15 protein-coding genes are annotated in these 17620 nt (G+C 35.6%); 3 read left to right on the forward strand and 12 right to left on the reverse strand.

From position 1 onward, the window contains the following. Nucleotides 1–130: 130 nt before the first annotated feature. Both A3EM_RS0115870 and A3EM_RS0115875 read right to left on the reverse strand, forming a co-directional pair. Nucleotides 131–1192 carry a glucosaminidase domain-containing protein gene (locus A3EM_RS0115870; RefSeq protein WP_020529213.1) on the reverse strand — a complete coding sequence of 354 codons (1062 nt, stop codon included), beginning with the start codon at nt 1190–1192 and terminating at the stop codon, nt 131–133. A gap of 144 nt (nt 1193–1336) precedes the next feature. Beyond that, a complete protein-coding gene (locus A3EM_RS0115875) occupies nt 1337–2371 on the reverse strand; it encodes a glucosaminidase domain-containing protein (RefSeq protein WP_020529214.1) in 1035 nt (344 codons plus the stop codon). 358 nt (nt 2372–2729) lie between these two features. Here A3EM_RS0115875 and A3EM_RS42595 point away from each other — a divergent pair, with 358 nt between their 5' ends. Continuing rightward, nucleotides 2730–3425 carry an XRE family transcriptional regulator gene (locus A3EM_RS42595; RefSeq protein ID WP_020529215.1) on the forward strand — a complete coding sequence of 232 codons (696 nt, stop codon included), beginning with the start codon at nt 2730–2732 and terminating at the stop codon, nt 3423–3425. 11 nt (nt 3426–3436) lie between these two features. On the opposite strand, the gene A3EM_RS0115885 is transcribed toward A3EM_RS42595, so the two are convergent. Further along, nucleotides 3437–5134: a DUF6909 family protein gene (locus A3EM_RS0115885; protein ID WP_020529216.1), complete on the reverse strand. Its 1698-nt coding sequence runs from the start codon at nt 5132–5134 to the stop codon at nt 3437–3439. Nucleotides 5135–5459: 325 nt separating this feature from the next. On the opposite strand from A3EM_RS0115885, the gene A3EM_RS0115890 reads away from it, so the two are divergent. After that, entirely contained in the window at nt 5460–6077 is a 618-nt protein-coding gene (locus A3EM_RS0115890; protein ID WP_020529217.1) for a DUF3137 domain-containing protein, read from the forward strand. A 55-nt stretch (nt 6078–6132) separates the two neighbouring features. Here the strand turns inward: A3EM_RS0115890 and A3EM_RS0115895 are convergent, their stop codons facing one another. The 4 genes from A3EM_RS0115895 to A3EM_RS0115915 form a co-directional block, all read right to left on the reverse strand. Then, the gene (locus A3EM_RS0115895; protein ID WP_020529218.1) at nt 6133–7275 is read right to left on the reverse strand and encodes a cystathionine gamma-synthase; all 1143 of its coding nucleotides are present in this window, start codon (nt 7273–7275) and stop codon (nt 6133–6135) included. A 231-nt stretch (nt 7276–7506) separates the two neighbouring features. Next, nucleotides 7507–7878 carry a hypothetical protein gene (locus A3EM_RS0115905; RefSeq protein ID WP_020529220.1) on the reverse strand — a complete coding sequence of 124 codons (372 nt, stop codon included), beginning with the start codon at nt 7876–7878 and terminating at the stop codon, nt 7507–7509. 336 nt (nt 7879–8214) lie between these two features. Beyond that, the gene (locus A3EM_RS0115910; protein WP_020529221.1) at nt 8215–8799 is read right to left on the reverse strand and encodes a hypothetical protein; all 585 of its coding nucleotides are present in this window, start codon (nt 8797–8799) and stop codon (nt 8215–8217) included. A 659-nt stretch (nt 8800–9458) separates the two neighbouring features. Further along, nucleotides 9459–11501: a M3 family metallopeptidase gene (locus A3EM_RS0115915; protein ID WP_020529222.1), complete on the reverse strand. Its 2043-nt coding sequence runs from the start codon at nt 11499–11501 to the stop codon at nt 9459–9461. A 368-nt stretch (nt 11502–11869) separates the two neighbouring features. Between A3EM_RS0115915 and A3EM_RS0115920 the strand changes: the two genes are divergently transcribed. After that, nucleotides 11870–12379 (forward strand): DUF2480 family protein, encoded by a 510-nt coding sequence (locus tag A3EM_RS0115920; RefSeq protein WP_020529223.1) that lies wholly within the window; start codon nt 11870–11872, stop codon nt 12377–12379. Between the two features lie 239 nt (nt 12380–12618). On the opposite strand, the gene A3EM_RS0115925 is transcribed toward A3EM_RS0115920, so the two are convergent. The 5 genes from A3EM_RS0115925 to speA all read right to left on the reverse strand — a co-directional run bounded on the left by A3EM_RS0115925 (nt 12619) and on the right by speA (nt 17499). Further along, nucleotides 12619–13287 carry a hypothetical protein gene (locus A3EM_RS0115925; RefSeq protein ID WP_020529224.1) on the reverse strand — a complete coding sequence of 223 codons (669 nt, stop codon included), beginning with the start codon at nt 13285–13287 and terminating at the stop codon, nt 12619–12621. A 62-nt stretch (nt 13288–13349) separates the two neighbouring features. Further along, nucleotides 13350–13733, reverse strand: coding sequence for a GntR family transcriptional regulator (locus tag A3EM_RS0115930; protein WP_020529225.1), 384 nt, complete (start codon nt 13731–13733; stop codon nt 13350–13352). A 2-nt stretch (nt 13734–13735) separates the two neighbouring features. Then, nucleotides 13736–14497: a hypothetical protein gene (locus tag A3EM_RS0115935; RefSeq protein ID WP_026210333.1), complete on the reverse strand. Its 762-nt coding sequence runs from the start codon at nt 14495–14497 to the stop codon at nt 13736–13738. Between the two features lie 89 nt (nt 14498–14586). Further along, nucleotides 14587–15423 carry an ABC transporter ATP-binding protein gene (locus tag A3EM_RS0115940; protein ID WP_020529227.1) on the reverse strand — a complete coding sequence of 279 codons (837 nt, stop codon included), beginning with the start codon at nt 15421–15423 and terminating at the stop codon, nt 14587–14589. Nucleotides 15424–15606: 183 nt separating this feature from the next. Next, nucleotides 15607–17499: a biosynthetic arginine decarboxylase gene (speA, locus tag A3EM_RS0115945; RefSeq protein ID WP_020529228.1), complete on the reverse strand. Its 1893-nt coding sequence runs from the start codon at nt 17497–17499 to the stop codon at nt 15607–15609. Between the last annotated feature and the right edge of the window lie 121 nt (nt 17500–17620).

Consider the following 17620-nt stretch of genomic DNA (forward strand, 5'->3'; position numbering starts at 1 on the left):
AAAATAGTTTGGTTTAAAAAAAAATGGACAATTGATCAGCTCAATTGTCCATTTTTTTTAGGTCCAGCCTACAAAAGGTTAAACTTCTTCACTTATAATTTTTCTTGAGAAGATTTAATAGTGTATGGACTTAAAAATCCAGTAAATCCAGGTTATAACGCTTGATAATTCCTTTCAATATTTTCCCATAAATTGGAGAAGTAGCATAGCCAACACCTCCATATTTTGTTGAACCAATATTATCTGCCCAGTCCTGATATTTTCTTCCTCCTCTAAAAAGTGGAGCATATCGTTTGTTCTGAAAAAGGTAAATAGAGTGTGCCCTAAAGGACTGCCAGGGAGTAGAATAAGCCTGAAAATGATCTTTCACAGTGCATTTCCAAAACTTTTTCCCGTTTTTATCAATCAGGGTTTTAGAAACTACTTTATGTTTGTTTTTCTTTAATTCAGCATCGTTATAATACTCTGTGGTAGTAATCAGATTAGTAGATCTCGATTTATCCTTTATCCCAAAATAATTATTGTTAATTACCCTTCTGCCATAAGAAGTTTCCAAAGCTGACTGGGCTAGTTTTATGGAGGCAGGGACATTAAATTTCACCTGTTCCATCAATGCGGTTTCTACTTTATGCAAATCTGTAGAATCTGTAAAAAATTTATAAACATGTGGCTCTGGATTGACATTATTTAATACTTCATCAATAAATAGGTTGGCTATTTTTTTATTAATTTCCAAAAGTTCTGTTTCATCCATCTGGTCGAGCCTCCAGATATTATTGTGATATTTGAATTCGTAAATAAGTTTTTCTCTCTTCTTAATAAACTTTGTTCGATAGGAATCCATGGAAGCATTCTGAAAAATCTGTAAGTTTTCATCTTCCAGTTCAAAATCAAGCGGAAACTCTAGTTTGTCAGAATCCTTACTCTCCTGTTTCTGTTCAAGTAATTTTTTGTCTATAGGTTCACTTTGCTGTACCAGGGTATACACATTTTTAATGTTTTGCGTCCTGTTGGAGAAATAAACAATCATAAATGGGATCAGCCCCAGGAATATGGCAATATATATACTATCTATCAGGATAATATCTTTCCCACCATTGTATTCAAAATAGGCAGCCCGGCCCCTGATACCCACATGAGCAGGTTGCTTAATCAATTTGAAAGGTAGTTTTAACCTTAATTCTGTTTTCATTGTTTTTGAGGTGTTAAAAAATTGCTGAACTACATCTTGTTGGTAATGCCCACTGAGCCTAAAAATTTGGATTGTAGGACACGAGTATCCCTTTCTAATCAGGAAAGGGCGGATATTTGGAATAAGAATTAAAGAAATTGTGAGTTAGTGATCGAGTAAATAGAGATGATATTTTTGGATAACTTCTTTAAGCATTTTCGGATATTCGGGAGAAGCATGATAACCCAGGCCACCAAATTTTTTTGGTCCTAATTTTTCCACCCATCGCCTGTAATCTTTCGTCTCATCAAATAAGGTTTTAAATTGTCTGTTTTCACTTAAATATGTTGAATGTGCTCTAAAGGATTGCCATGGTGTCTGATAACTTTCAAGATAAACTTTCACTTTGCATTCATACAAATCCATTCCATTCAGGGGTTTTACCTTTTTGGAAATAATTTTGTCTTTTTCCCGCTCAATTTCACTGGTACTTAAAAAAACTGTTTTGTAATCAGTGAAGCCATTTTTATTTGCACCTTCCAGTTTGAAGTAATTATTACCAGGGATTGATTCCCCAAAACTGGTAGCTATCGCAGCCTGGGCAAGTGTAATTGAAGCGGGGATACCATACTTTTTTTGTTCCATCAGGGCCGTTTCAATTTTAAATAAATCCTCTGTATTGGAAAAAAACTCAAACCCCTCCTCATCCTCTCCAAAAAGCAACAAAATATCCTGAATAAAAGCATCGCTCAACTCCTTATTCATTTCCAGAGTAGTCTGATTATTCAGACCGGAAATAGTCAGTCCGGTTTTCCTGACATACTTCTGAAAAATACTTTTCTTCCTTTCCAGAAATAATCTACCAGGGTTAGTTGGCTGGCCTGTCTGTTTTATATTTTCAATTTTCTTAAAAGTTTCAAAAGGAAACTCTATTTCATGGGCATTGCCATACTGATCCAGATATTTATTTCCCTCATATTCAACAATTTGATAAACTCTGGTAACTTCCTCCTGTTGCTTATTAAATTGATAAAAAATCAGGCAAATGATCATCAGCACGAATACCATCACCCACGAATTGATTCTAAAAATTTTAATCTGCTCAAAATATTGGCGATTAAAAGAATGGAGTCCAAGATTAAATTTTATTTGTAAGCCACCTTGTTTTAAGGCGGGCAGAGTAATTTTCACAGGTTTCATAATCAGCGATAATTAAGTTCGTCATTAAAAAATAGTAGTTGACCTATACGGACTCTGAAATAATCGAAAGTTTGATTGTAGTTAATTGTTCAAAAGAATATTGGATCATCCTGAGCCAAACTAAAAGATATTAAAAGCAAATCCCTCCAAATAAATTAGTCTGGAATTAAAGGATAATTGGTAATAGTAAATAGAAGCCTGTTCTGAAGTGAAATACTGGTTGAATTTTCCTAATTCCTTTAATAAAGAGGAATTATTACAATTTTAAATTGTTTAATATATAAACATTTATTAGTTTTGTTTTGTAGCAAATGTAAGATAGGAAAAATTAAATGTCAATAAAATTAACATTAAAATTATGAATTTGTCAAAAAACCTGAAATTCCTGAGAAAGAAAAGAAAAGTAACCCAGGATGATCTCGCTACTTTTTGTGGAGTAAAAAGGCCCACCTTAAGTTCTTATGAGAATAATCTCAACGAACCTTCAGCCACAGTTTTAAAGAAAATGAGTGAGTTTTTTTCAATTTCTTTAGATGACCTTTTAAGTGCTGACCTGGAAAATGCAGGCTGGACAGGGAAAAAAGGGCCGGAGGTTTTAGCCATTACAATTGATAAAGAAGGAAATGAAAACATTGAATTTGTTCCAGAAAAAGCCGTTGCCGGATATGTTACCCAATATGGAGATCCTGAATATTTAAAAGAGCTTTCTACTTTTCATTTGCCATTTATTTCCACTTCGGGGAAAACAATGAGAGCCTTTGAAATTGAAGGGGATTCCATGCTGCCCAATTTCCAGCCACAGAGTGTGGTTATAGGAGAAAGGATTTTCAAACAGGATTTAAACAATTTAAAACCCGGGGAAACCTGTGTATTAGTTACAGAAAATGGAATAGTGCTAAAAAAAGTGTATCACAAACCTGATCAGGGTAAATTCTTTTTAGTTTCCAACAACCCTGGTTATGAATCTTATACTTTACCTGAAAGCGAAGTAAATGAAATCTGGAAATTTATGGCTTACCTGGCTAAGGAAATTCCCGATCCCAGAGCATTTTAAGACATCAATTTCTATTTTAAAATCTTGTTCAAAAAATTAATGGTAATCAGGTAAGTTGGTTTTACGCCAACCATTCCCAGGCTGCCCGATGCTAAGGTACTCCCTGAAATTAAGGGATTATCCGAAGCGTAATAGGCATAATTTACTTCCAAATGAGTGTGGTCAATACTATTTCGGATGAGCGCAGCCGACTGGATGGCTTTCTGGTAGTGAGCGCCCTCCATTTCTAATCCTATTGCCCCCCAGGAAGAATTTTTAAAGTATTTTAAAACTTCCTTATTCTGTAATGATGTCCCCAATACTGTGATCATGGGTCCTGTAAATACTTCAAGCCCCTTTCCTTTATAATCCTCTCCAGACTGCCCATTGTTGAAAGGATAATTGTCAGCCGTACCTTCAAAAATATGAGCATTGGGAATCATGATATCTCCCTTTACTCCTTTAAGGATACCAGCCTTACCCATGATAGAAATCGAACAAACCTTTAAGGGAATTTCCTTGCCATCTACTTCATAAGTTTTCAGCAGTTCATCCATTGTTTCAAAAGCCTGTTCCCCAAAAGCATAGTCCATCACAATGATGACCGGCTTTTTTGATTGAATATACTCCTTATCAATGGTAAGTTCTTTGGAAAGCAGGTTGGTGTCAAGTTGACCAGTATCGATTATTTGTACATTTAAATTTGTCCCGGAACTATCCTCAATGAAGTGGAGCCCGTTTTTATTGGCATAATTCACCACATTTTCCTGTAGGCCCTGATGCTCGGCTTTGCTCAGTTCAAGTGCCATTTCTTCAATTGACTTCTTCTTATATACATCCTTTAGCACAGCTGGTGCATATAAACAATTCATCACACTATGCATATTGGCACTAATAATATGAATTGGCCGCTCAATTAAATTTTCCTGAAGTAACCTTTCTTTTATATTGGAAGCCCAAATTTCTCCATAAATATGATGACCCACCTGTTCGCGAAGAGTAGGTGTAAAACTTATTTGCCTGAACTTTCCTTTGCCGTGTTCATTATGGGCTATTTTACCCAGATAATAAATTACTTTAAAAAGCCCATTATTACTCTTTTTATTCGCTTCCAATCGCTTGTAGGCACTTTTAGATTCTTCAAAAGTTCTTCCTAAAATGGTACTGAGGTAAGTGAAAGCCATATCCTTATTGCTTTCATCAATCTCCACATCTCCTTTTACTATTTCCTCCAGTTTCTCCCATTCACGGGTAATTTTATTCTTTTCATCCAGGGAATGGCGCATTATTTTATTGGCCTCGATAAATAGAAAAGTAAGGTGAGTTAGAATATCATATATTTCACTTCTTCCTCTCGTAACCTCAATCAACATTTGTTCCTTATCAATCCGGTAACAGTTTCGCCTTCTTTTTGCAGGAATAATCCTCTCAAAGCCTGAATTCACATATCCTTCTTCAGCAATTAGTCTTACAAACCTGCATTGCTCAATCCCTTTTGGTAAGCGATCAATTACATACACCAATCCTTCCAACTCCACCTTATGCTGGTCCGCCATTGAACCATAAATCTCCGGACTTAAGGTAAGTAGAGCTTCAATTATTTCCTGCCCTGAAATTCCGGAGGGCTTGTAATGTCCCCGGTTAAACAGGTGACGCATCACAATATAAAGTCTTTCAATGGCAGCTCTGGATTCCTGTGCTTTTGTTCTATTGGCAATGTTTTTTTGCATATATTCTGTTTTTATTCCCTTGAGATACCTGTTAACATTATTCAGGGACTTTTAATCGCTTTTTTCTAAATTTTATTTTAAATTCAAATGATTGAAACTTTAGACACCTGGTTTATTTCAGAAAGTTTGAATTTATTAAATATTATGGGTATTTGAATGATTAGTAATAACACTTTTTAGATCAGGAACAATTCCTTGCTAATTATGGAGCAGTTTCAATAAAAGATAATCTTTTCTTTTTTTTAATAACTGCCCCTCCTTTTGAAGTCGATTAATTCTATTTTTTCAAATTAAATCCCAACTTTGACCATCATACTCTAAGATAATGTTAGAAAAAATATTTGGCCCATCGAAAGAAGAAATCTGGAAACAACTGGCATCTGAATTAAGTGGCAATTTTGATAACTCCGAGTTTTCAGAAGGAAGTAACCCTAAAGTCCAGGTCCAATTTAAAGAATGGACGATTACTCTTGATAGTTTTTACCGATCCACAGGAAAGTGCAACATCCCTATTACCCGAATAAGAGCTCCTTTTCTCAATAAGGACGGCTTCAGGTTCAAAATTTCCAAGGAAGATATTTTTACCAATATCAATAAATTATTTGGTACTCAGGATATCATAATTGGAGAGAGCGAATTTGACAAGAAGTATTTGATTCAGGGAAACGATGAAGCAAAGGTTAAAAAATTACTTTCCAACAAAATGATTAGGAATTTAATTGATCTGCAACCTGATATTCACTTTGAAATTAAGGAAGACGAAGGTTTTTTTAATAAAGAACTGTATATCCAAAAAGGAGCACACCTTTTATATTTTGAAAGTACCCATACCATAAAGGACATAGAGCAATTAAAATCCTTATATAGTTTATTCGCGGAAATGCTTAACCAGCTTTGTCTCTTGGACTCTGCCTACGAAAGTGATCCCAAGATAGCCTTATAAAAAAATGGGGAAGTAATTTCCATCTTCCCCATTTCAACATAACTAATTAAATCCATTAACCGGCTATTGCTTGTTTAATATCCTCAATTAAATCTTCGCTATCTTCAATACCCACACTTAACCGGATGAGTGAATCACTCAACCCGGCTTTCATTCGCTCCTCCCTTGGAATACTGGCATGAGTCATTGAAGCAGGATGCCCACACAAAGACTCTACTCCTCCAAGAGACTCTGCAAGGGAAAATACTTTAAATTTTTCCAGGGTTTTCAGAGCTGTTTCCACATTATCATCTTTTAAAGTAAAAGAAACCATCCCTCCAAAACCACGCATTTGGGCTTTTGCGATTGCAAACCCCGGATGACTTTCCAGCCCAGGATAATAAACCTTACTCACATTTGGATGTTCATGTAAAAATCTGGCTATTGCGAATCCATTTTCACAATGCTGTTTCATCCTTAAATGCAGGGTTTTAATCCCTCTTAAAACCAGAAAACAATCTTGTGGACCGGGAGTTGCTCCAGCAGAATTTTGTAAATACTTATAGCTTTCATATAAATCCTCATTGTTGGTAAGGATGGCTCCCATAACGGTATCGGAATGCCCCCCGAGGTATTTGGTTACAGAATGCATCACCAAATCAGCTCCCATATCAATAGGATTTTGTAAATACGGTGTAGCAAATGTATTGTCAACGGCAAGCAAAACATTTTTCGATTTGGCAATCCCCGCCACCCCTTTTATATCTATAATATTCATTAAAGGATTTGAGGGTGTTTCAATCCAAATAAGTTTTGTATTACTATTGATATATGCAGGAATCGATTCCAAATTATCCATAGGAATAAAATGGAATTTTATGCCATATTTTGCATAAACTGTGGTAAAAAGTCTGTAGGTCCCACCGTATAAATCGTTTGAAGCAACCACCTCATCCCCCGGAGAAAGGGTTTTCATAATCGTATCGGTAGCCGCCATCCCTGTAGCGAAACACAAACCATACTTTGCATTTTCCAATGCAGCAAGGCTGTTTTGCAAGGCATCCCGGGTTGGATTCTGGGTACGGGCATATTCATAACCTTTATGTTTTCCCGGTGCTTCCTGCACATAAGTGCTTGTCTGATATATTGGAGTCATTATCGCTCCGGTAGTAGGATCTGGCTCTACACCAGCGTGTACTGCTTTGGTTCCAAATTTCATAATCCTGTTGACCTGATGTATTAAATTATTAAATAACAATTCCCTTGAATATGAAAAGGGAAAACAATGCCCCATTTAGTGATGCTAAATTAAAAACAAGGGGATATTAATTTTTGGTAAAAGTAATTATAAAAAGAAAAGGTTCATTAATTCCTTCTAAAAAGGAAAATAAAAAAGCCTCAATTTCCTGTTTGAAACCAAGGCGTGAAAAATAAGTTACTGATTTTAATTTCATCCATAAAATGAGAACCAACCAGTTGCATTCATCCTGTCAAGGATTTTATTCCCGGCAAATAATAGGGAAAGGTATACTATAGCTGATACACTTAAAAAAACCAGTCTGTTTTCAACTAAGCCGAAAGAATACGAAAAATAACAGATTGGGAAAGTAATTCCTGCCAAAATTAGTCCCAGGAAAAAACCATCAGCATAATTTTCATAATCTTTGATGTGCATGATAAACAGAAAACACAAATAGTAAAATCCAATGGAACTTGCTAAATAAACCAAACTCATGGTAAGATCGATACTGGTCACCAGGGTATTGATAGTAGTGAGGCAAACACCCAGAAAAAAAGTTGCAATTAGTATTAATAGTTTCATGACCTAAAGTGGGTTAATAAAAATGCGAATAAGTAATGACGATATTAAATTGGATATTTAATACCTTTTATGTTAATCATTACTTAAGGTAACCTGAATACACTAAAATTTAAATTTTCAAATGTTAACTTATTTAAATAAGTGCAATAAAGGCCTTTCTATATAACTATTCCAAGATTTAGTTGTATCATTAAAGTCATTTAAACACAAACTTTTGGGCATAAAAAAACTCCTCAAAAATTAATTAAAGGAGTTATAATTTCCATTTAAAAAGTTGTTCCTCTAGCCGGACCGGGAAGAATTCGCCTCTTCCACAACCTGGAAAATAATGGGATTTTATTTATGAACAACTTCCTTAATTTCAACATTGGAATCAAGAATATCTTCCTGATTGAGTTTATTCAAACTTTTAGTCTTACCAAATAACTCTTCAGATTTTTTATTATAGGCAGCCGCAGCTTCTTCGGCACTTTTAAATAATCCTAAATCAAATCTTTCATTACTGGTATACAATACTGCTCTGTAAGTATTTTTACTCACTTTTACCACACCCCGGTATCCGGTTTTGTTATTGTGTTTTTTCTGATTCCTTCTCAATTCGGACATGGTAGCCCAGTCAAGATTTTCAATTCGGCAGTCTAGAGGTTTTCCATTTTTGATTCTCACGAAAAGTCTTTTTGTGGCATCAGGCTTGGGAACAAACTTTTCAGCGATCAACTTGTGCAGGTAAATAGTTACATTTTTGTAACCATCTTTAAAAGGATAATTCCTTTGATAAAATACATAACCACTGGAATGAAGTCTTAAGTTTTTTAAAAATTCGATGGTTTTGTAGTATTCATTCTGTTCGATAAATTCATAAGCCTCTCCAGAGATCACTACGTATTTATCTGCGTTTTTTAATTTTACTTTGTAAAGCATACTTTTTTGACCTGGATTGATTAATTAATAAAACTGTACGTTTTGCTAGTATTCTGACAGAAAAGAAACCTTACTTTTCTCTCAATTTGGTTAGTGCATTAATAAATATAAATAGGTGTTTTTGTGTTCCTTAGTATCTTCATCAAAAATCTTTAAAAGCGTTAGAAACGCTAGACAAGATGCAAAAAAGGTCTCAGTGATTTGATTTTAAATATAAACTATGCTAACCTTAATATAGTTATTTCGGGAATCTGTTAATTTCAAATCATCAAATATAAACCGAAGTTATGATTATGATAAGATTAAGGCAAAAATAAAATTATTATACTAATTTACAATACCTTTAACAGAATAATTCTCAAATAGTACTTTGTTATTCCTAACAATAAAAAATCATGAATTGTTTTTTTATTTAAATAAAATTAGAATATTATAATTTTTTCTTATAATAATTCTATTGTCTACAATATTAAGCGAACATTAATTGGTCATTGTTATGTGATTAATTAGGATTCTTTTTTGTGTGAGAGTAACAGTTATTTTCTCCATGGATTAACTGTTTTAAAACGGCTTTCCTATCGTTTTTAAGCCTCCTTATTATTGAACTCTCACACTCATCTACTGCCTTAAAGTAGCCTGTGTATCTCAGGAACCTCTTGCTAATTTTCCGATGGTATTAGGCCTGTTCTTTTAAGCAATGGTTTTATAGAAGGTTCCTTACCCCTAAAGCGTTTGTACAATACCATTGGGTGTTCACTTCCTCCGGCCGAAAGTACATGCTTCTGAAATAATAATGCAGTTTCTCCATCAAAAATTCCTTTTTCCTTAAAAAAATCAAATGCATCCGCATCCAGCACCTCTGCCCACTTATAACTATAATAACCAGATGAATACCCGCCTTGGAAAATATGGGCAAATGCGCAACTTGAAAGACTTCCTTCTACCTCTGGGAATAATTCAGTTTCTTTTATGGTTTCTGTTTCAAACTGATACACATCGGTAATTCCAGTGGGGTCACCTGAATGCCAACCCATGTCCAATAAACCAAAGCTAATTTGTCTTACTGTTTGATATCCACCTAAAAAATTGGAACTCTCTTTTATTTTCCGGATCAGTTCTTCAGGAATTTTTTCTCCGGTTTCGTAATGGCTGGCAAACATATCCAGACATTCCTTTTCGTAAGCCCAGTTTTCCAACACCTGTGATGGCAACTCTACAAAATCCCAGTAAACACTGGTTCCACTCAGGCTTTCATAAGTCCCATTGGCAAGCATACCATGCAAGGCATGCCCAAATTCATGAAATAAGGTGGTGACTTCATTAAAAGTTAATAGGGAGGGCTTGGTTTCAGTTGGTTTAGTAAAATTACAAACTATGGAAACATGGGGTCTTTGCTCCTTCCCTTCCTGTTTCTTTTGTCCCCTGAAGGAAGTCATCCAGGCTCCTGCCCTTTTCCCTTTTCTGGGGAAAAAATCGGCATAAAAAACAGCTACATGCTCTCCCGCTTTATTTTCCACCTCATAAGCAGTCACTTCCTTGTGGTAAACCGGAATCTCCTTGTTTTCCTTAAAACTCAATCCAAATAGCTTATTAGCCACTTTAAAAACCCCATCAATTACATTTTCCAGTTTGAAATAAGGTTTAAGAATTTCATCATTGATTGCAAACCGTTCTTTTTTTAACTTTTCAGAATAATAAGAAAAATCCCACCTTTGCAAATCGGATAATCCTTCCGTTTTAGTGGCATACTCAGTTACTTCTGCTACTTCCTTAAAAGCAACCGGCTTGGCATAATTCAGCATATCGGTTAAGAAAGAAGTAACTTTCTCTGGTGATTCTGCCATTCTTTCTTCCAGCACAAAATCCGCATGAGTTTTATAGCCTAACAAGTTGGCTCGCTTAAATCTTAAATTGGCAATTTCCTTTACAATTTCCCGATTATCGTTTTCATCATTTTTAAATCCTCTTGTAGAAAACACCCTGAAAAGTTCTTCCCTTCTTGCCCTGTTTTTTGCATAAGTCATAAAGGGCACATAGCTAGGATAATCAAGGGTAAAAACCCACTTGCCTTCCTCTCCTTTTTCTTTGGCTGTCATTGCTGCGGCTTCCTTGATGTAATCTGGTAACCCTTCCAGTTCGTTTTCATCGGAAATTACCATTTTGTAAGCATTCGTTTCCTTGAGTAAATGCTCCCCAAATTCCAATGACAACTCCGCCTTTCGCTTGTCAATTTCCCTCAGTTTTTCTTTATCTTCAGCACTTAGGTTTGCACCATTCCTTACAAAACTTTTGTAGGTTTTGTCTAAAAGGGTGGCCGCTTCAGGGGTAAGATCGTATGTGTTTTTACTTTGGTAAACAATCTTTATTTTTTCGAAAAGTTCCTGATCCAGCAAAATATCATTGCCATATTCGGTAAGTAATGGGCTGATTTCTCTGGCCAGTTTCTGAATTTCGTCATTAGTCTCTGCAGAATTCAGGTTAAAAAAGATGGTTGAGATTTTATTGGCCAGAGCTCCACTTCGTTCCAAAGCTTCTATTGTATTGCCAAAGTCCGGAGCCTCCGGATTATTTTTAATGGCTTCTATCTCCGATTTTCCCTGGGCAATAGCCTCTTTAATGGCAGGCAGGAAATGCTCTTCTTTAATAAGGTGGAAAGGTGCTGTTTCAAATGGTGTTTCGAATTTATTTAATAAAGGATTCATTGTTTAATTTTATTTTTTAGGATCCAATGAAGGTTTTAATCGAGAAAATTCCACACTTGCCACATGCATGCAAAGCACTTCCTTTTCATTTTATAGATTTTAACCTTTTGACAACTTCATTGCAATTGTAATCATTCCGCTAAACAATTTTAGCAAAAAAATTCTATTTAAAGTGAACCTCTTTTTTTAAATGGAAAATCTTTAAAGGTAATATGATGCATTACAGGTAAATCCGGGCTTCTCAGATTCAATTTTTGAGGTTTTTAGTCACATAATTAATTTCATTCCGGAAAAGTTTGATTGAAAGCCAAAAAACTAAACTTTGAAAGCTTTACTTTTGTTGAAACAAGCACACTGAATTATACACCATGGAAGAACAAATCATTAACAGAGTAGCCAACAGCCCATTAATTTCTATCGACCTGGAGGAATATTACCATCCCGGTGAACGGGTAGTTTATGATCTCAAGCAAAATCTGTTTCAGGAATTAATTTTAAGGGAAAAGGATTTCCGTGCATTTGTAAAGGAAAATGACTGGTCTCAATACAAAGATAAAAATGTAGCTATTGTTTGCACTGCCGATGCGATTGTACCTACCTGGGCATTTATGTTAATTGCCTCCAAACTTCAGCCCCATGCCAATATGGTTACTTTTGGAAGCCTGGAGGAGCTCGAATCTGCTTTGTTTAGAGAAGCCATTTCAAAAATAAATACCGAAGAATTAAAAGACAGAATGGTGGTGGTAAAAGGCTGCAGTGATTTGCCAGTACCCGTTTCTGCCTATGTAGAATTGACCCGAAAGCTCAGGCCGATAGTAAAATCAATTATGTTTGGGGAACCATGTAGCACCGTACCTATTTATAAAAAACCTAAGTAATGTTGAAAAAATTAAATCCGATTTTATGCGCAGTTATTTTTGGTCAAGACGATGCGTTTTTGAGGCGCATAGCAGCGTTACGCAACGAAAAAACAAAGACGTATTGAGCAAAAAGAACAAGTAGAAAACGGATGTTATTATTTTATCATTACTAAACCAAAGGCATAAAAAAAACCTTGGCAAAGTATCCGCCAAAGTTTTTGGTTTATAAAAACAAATTCAAGTTTGATACCTTCACATTAGTGTTTGTACATTTTTGCACTTTCCCCAAATTTAACTCCCAAACTATCCACAGCTCCAAACAATCCTAATGAGGAATTCCCATTCACTTCACCAATAATTTTTTTGGCAGAAAAATGACTTTGCCCTCCCTCCTCAAAATAGACTTCAGCTACTTCAATTTTTGTATCATTACAATTGATTCTGCCATTTTTATTTTTCATGACAATAGTAGAAAAATTACAATTTGAAAAATGGGAATTTGCATCATCTACATCTAGCATCAGGCTATCAATAGATAATCCTTTCATATTCACAAAAGCATTTTTAACTTTTATGCTTTTTAGATTTTTGACAGTTACCTTTCCCGGAAATCTGTATCTGCTATCTTTATCCTCACTAGTTTTAAAAATTAAAACTCCATTTTCCACAACTACGCTTCCATTTCCTTTTTCATCTTCAATAAATTCTCCTAAGCTTACGTCTATTGATTCACCATTTACGATTTCCACATTCCAATCCCTTTCTATTTGGATAGAATGAAAAGCTGGAACACTTATCTTATTGAATTTTGCAGGTTCAGCTGCAGTAGCCGATTGCATATTCATTCTTAAAGAAATAAGGAAAGTAAATACACAAACTGCAATTAAGCTGGCTAAACCGATGATGATTTTATTTGTGATCTTCATTTTTTTATAATTTGTTCAGTGGAAATTCTTTATAAAATCTCCGCTGAAGGTTATCAGAATTATTAATTCATTGATGGTGAATGCCCGTTTTTCCAGAAATTATTATACATTTCTTTAATATCTTCCATTCCCAAATCCAGCATTTTCATTGATTTAAAAAAGGTAGGGACCTGCTGATCGATAAAAACCTTTTTCTTAAGTTCTTGGGTTTTTTCAAGACCATCTTCGGCCACAAAATATCCGATTCCTCTTTTATTGAATATAATCCCCTGCTCCTGCAGATAATTGTAGGCCCTCATTACGGTATTGGGATTTACCTCTATTTCTACGGCAGTTTCCCTCACCGAAGGAATTCTCTCCTCCTTACCCCACTTATTCATCAATATTTTTTCGCAAAACACATCTGCGATCTGAAGATAAATGGCTTGTTTATCTTTAAATTCCATAATTAAACCTCCTTTTCTTTAAGTGAGAAAAATGCGATTACCCAGAAAACAGGAGCCATGGCCCAATCGAAAAAATTTTCCACTATTGGGACAAGTGTATATTCTGTAAAATCTTTAAATTCCTTACTAGGGCCAGATGGCTGATTTTCACCATGAATCAGGTCTGCAAAAATTAAATAACCTCCTAACGCCAGTAAAGCTCCAAAAACAACTAGGGTGAATAGGGTCCTGAAAAAAGCGTAATTTTTAAAATAGGCAGCCCCAGCCAAAAACAAGGCCTGTACAGAAATGTAAGCCTTAATTCCATCCCAAGCCATTTCGCTAAAAGGATTAAAAGACTCAAATTCTAATCTGTTTCCGGTATAGTAGGCTCCGATGCCATTGGCAATTTCCGAAACAATCGCATAAACAATAGTGAATCCAAGCACCCACCCCACCGTAGTAATCAATAGCATACTGAAGAACTTCTCAAAAGAAGAAGATGGAAGCAAAAGATAATTAAGGCGCTTAAGGTTGTTATGCAAATCACTAAAGGAAATGCTGGTGAGCAAAATTCCTCCCGGAATTAAAATTGCCAGATAAATATTCGTATGAATATTGAACACCGACATGCCATCTCCATAAACATTTGCAATGGCCACAAAAAGTATAAAACATAGCAGCCCCACAATGGCCCCTGTTACGATACCAATAAATTTGGCATTTATTCTGAATTCCCGATTGAGCAATAAGCCAAACCGTTGTATATTAAATATATAATCCATTTTCCAATTTATTTAAGTACTTGTGCCGAGAATTTTTTCCTTCAGGATTTCTGGCACAGTTAACGAATGTGCAAAAATTTAAAAAAGACTTACTTATTAAAGATTTCAGAAACTTTATCCTTATTGCTAATTACTGCATTGAACAGGGTTTCCAAATCAGTTTCCGTTTCTTCATTAGCCTGGTTTTCAGTCACCACTGCATAACCACCCAGTGCCGATTCCGAATAAAGTGTGTAATCTGGATTGCTTAATTCAATTTCTGTTTTAAAGGCCAGCTTTCGGGTTACTTCTTCATATGAATAATTGAAAATAATCTTTCCATTGTCCACAATTATGATGGGATCTATCAGGTTTTCCATATCTCTTACCTGATGAGTAGAAATGATAAAACTTCTTTCATCTGACATACTGGAAGCCACAATTTTCCTGAATTTACTCTTCGATGGAATGTCCAGTCCATTAGTAGGTTCGTCCAGAATCAATAATTTGCAATTGGTGGCCAGCCCAAAGCAAATCAAAAATTTCTTTTTCTGCCCGTAAGACATATTCGAAAGTTTCTGATCAGTGGGAAGACTAAACTCCGCAATATTTCTGTTAAAAGCTTCATGATCGAAATTGGGGTAGAATGGCGCATAAACATTTACAAAAGTTTTAATCTTCACCGGAGGGACATGAAATTCCTCAGAAATAAAATAGATGTCCTTTAAAAAGGAGGGATTTCTGTCTAAAGGGGCAAAACCAAAAACTTCGCAACTTCCCGAATTAGGGGTAAGCAACCCGGCTATTATTTTTAATAAAGTGGATTTTCCAGCCCCATTCTTTCCCAGCAAACCATATATATTCCCGGAAGGTAGTTCTAAAGAAAGTTGATCAAACAACTTTTTCTTTTTGGTATAGCTATACGATAAGTCCTGTATGTTTATCATTTTGTTAGAAAATTAGTGTACTACTAAACTAATACACTACAAATGTATATCAGGTTGTGTCAACAGTCAATTATTTTAAGAAAATTATTTTAAACGGCAGGGATTTATGTTGAGTGGAAAATAGAAAGGGCAAACCAGTTTTGCTGATTTGCCCTTTTATCAATGATAATTAATGAGTTTTATTTACTCCAAATAAGTATACCCATACAATCCTGATCGGTAATTGGACAAAAATTCCTTGCCCTCCTGAGTAGAGATTTTGCCAGCTTTCATGGAACTGGTTACCCAGGTTTCCACATTTCTCACAAGCTTTTTAGAATTATACTGCACATAATCCAATACCTCAGCCACAGTTTCCCCATCAATAATCTGATCAATTTTATATTTCTTATCATCTGCAGTTACATGGACTACATTGGTATCCCCAAATAAATTATGCAGATCCCCCAAAATTTCCTGATAAGCCCCAACCAGAAACACACCGATATAATAAGACTCTTTTGCTTTAAGCTGATGGACTGGCAAATGATAAGACCGGTTTCTGGTGGAAATGAAATTGTCTATTTTCCCATCAGAATCGCATGTAATGTCCTGTAAAGTAGCGGAAGAATTTGGCCGTTCATCATGTCGCTGAATAGGAATTATTGGAAAAATCTGTCCTATCGCCCAGGAATCTGGAAGAGACTGGAACAGGGAAAAATTACAGAAATATTTATCCGATAGCAATTTCGGCAAACTGTATAATTCATCCGGAACATTTTTCATAGTTCCTGTCATTTTATGAATTTCCCTCGCTATAGACCAGAATAATTTTTCAATCTGGGCTCTGGTTTTGAGTTCGAGTAATCCCAGACTAAATCTATCCAATGCTTCCTCTCTGATTTGCTGGGCATCATGCCAGGTTTCCAGCATTCTAGTCTGGTTGAGCGTATCCCAAAGGGCATATAATTCCCGCACCAGTTCATGGTCGTTTTCACTCACTTCATCATCATCATCCCACTTGGGCAAACTGGCCGATTCCAGCACTTCAAATATTAAAACGGAGTGGTGAGCAGTGAGAGACCGTCCAGATTCTGTAATAATATTAGGATGGGGAATGTTATTTTTATTACTCACATCCACAAAAGTGGAAATGGCGTCATTCACATATTCCTGAATGCTGTAATTTACACTGCTTTCGCTATTGGCCGACCGGGTTCCGTCATAATCTACCCCAAGACCGCCTCCGATATCTACAAAATCCACCTTAAAATCCATTTTGTGTAATTGCACGAAAAACTGGGATGCTTCTCGTAAAGCAATTTTGATCATCCGGATTTTATTCACCTGACTGCCTATATGAAAATGTACCAGTTTCAGACAATCCTTCATTTCGTACCTTTCCAGATAATCAAGTGCATCGAGCAATTCACTGGAAGTAAGCCCGAATTTACTGCCATCTCCACCGGAATCTTCCCACTTTCCACTGCCCGAACTGGCCAGTTTTATCCTGATTCCAATATTAGGTCTTACTTTATGTTGCCTGGCTACCTTGGCAATTAATTTTAACTCATTTAATTTCTCCACTACAAGGTAAATCCTCCTTCCCATTTTCTGAGCTAAAAGCGCCAACTCTATATAATCTTCATCCTTATAGCCATTGCAAACGATCAGGCTGTCATTATTTGTATTTATGCCAATTACAGCATGTAATTCAGGTTTTGATCCGGCTTCCAACCCAATGTTAAACTTTGTTCCATGACTCACAATTTCCTCCACCACCGGGCGCATTTGGTTTACTTTTATGGGATAAACCACAAAACTTTCCGCTTTGTAATCATAACTCTCGGCTGCAATTTTAAAACATCTCGACATTTTCTCGATCCTGCTGTCCAGGATATCGGGAAAACGCAACAAAACCGGAGCCGCCACATCTCTTAATGATAATTCATCAACTAATTCCTTCAGGTCTACTTCTACTCCATTTCTTTTTGGGCAAACACTTACATTTCCCTTGTCATTTATTGAGAAATAATTTATTCCCCAACCATTAATATTATAAAGTTCAGCGGAATCTTCAATACGCCATTTTCGCATATCTTCTTAATTTTTTAAAATGATTGTCTTTTCGATAATCCTTTAAAGACAGTCAGCAAAGTTTAATTAAATTATTCTTTGGTGTTCACCCTAACAGGATTTTTTTAAAAATCTATTGAAA

The sequence above is a fragment of the Flexithrix dorotheae DSM 6795 genome (genome assembly GCF_000379765.1).
Classification (GTDB): domain Bacteria; phylum Bacteroidota; class Bacteroidia; order Cytophagales; family Flammeovirgaceae; genus Flexithrix; species Flexithrix dorotheae.

Bases quoted from the DNA above. Each gene is read 5' to 3' on its own strand.
- A3EM_RS0115870 (WP_020529213.1), bottom strand. From the start codon at position 1,192: ATGAAAACAGAATTAAGGTTAAAACTACCTTTCAAATTGATTAAGCAA.
- A3EM_RS0115875 (WP_020529214.1), bottom strand. From the start codon at position 2,371: ATGAAACCTGTGAAAATTACTCTGCCCGCCTTAAAACAAGGTGGCTTA.
- A3EM_RS42595 (WP_020529215.1), top strand. From the start codon at position 2,730: ATGAATTTGTCAAAAAACCTGAAATTCCTGAGAAAGAAAAGAAAAGTA.
- A3EM_RS0115885 (WP_020529216.1), bottom strand. From the start codon at position 5,134: ATGCAAAAAAACATTGCCAATAGAACAAAAGCACAGGAATCCAGAGCT.
- A3EM_RS0115890 (WP_020529217.1), top strand. From the start codon at position 5,460: ATGTTAGAAAAAATATTTGGCCCATCGAAAGAAGAAATCTGGAAACAA.
- A3EM_RS0115895 (WP_020529218.1), bottom strand. From the start codon at position 7,275: ATGAAATTTGGAACCAAAGCAGTACACGCTGGTGTAGAGCCAGATCCT.
- A3EM_RS0115905 (WP_020529220.1), bottom strand. From the start codon at position 7,878: ATGAAACTATTAATACTAATTGCAACTTTTTTTCTGGGTGTTTGCCTC.
- A3EM_RS0115910 (WP_020529221.1), bottom strand. From the start codon at position 8,799: ATGCTTTACAAAGTAAAATTAAAAAACGCAGATAAATACGTAGTGATC.
- A3EM_RS0115915 (WP_020529222.1), bottom strand. From the start codon at position 11,501: ATGAATCCTTTATTAAATAAATTCGAAACACCATTTGAAACAGCACCT.
- A3EM_RS0115920 (WP_020529223.1), top strand. From the start codon at position 11,870: ATGGAAGAACAAATCATTAACAGAGTAGCCAACAGCCCATTAATTTCT.
- A3EM_RS0115925 (WP_020529224.1), bottom strand. From the start codon at position 13,287: ATGAAGATCACAAATAAAATCATCATCGGTTTAGCCAGCTTAATTGCA.
- A3EM_RS0115930 (WP_020529225.1), bottom strand. From the start codon at position 13,733: ATGGAATTTAAAGATAAACAAGCCATTTATCTTCAGATCGCAGATGTG.
- A3EM_RS0115935 (WP_026210333.1), bottom strand. From the start codon at position 14,497: ATGGATTATATATTTAATATACAACGGTTTGGCTTATTGCTCAATCGG.
- A3EM_RS0115940 (WP_020529227.1), bottom strand. From the start codon at position 15,423: ATGATAAACATACAGGACTTATCGTATAGCTATACCAAAAAGAAAAAG.
- speA (WP_020529228.1), bottom strand. From the start codon at position 17,499: ATGCGAAAATGGCGTATTGAAGATTCCGCTGAACTTTATAATATTAAT.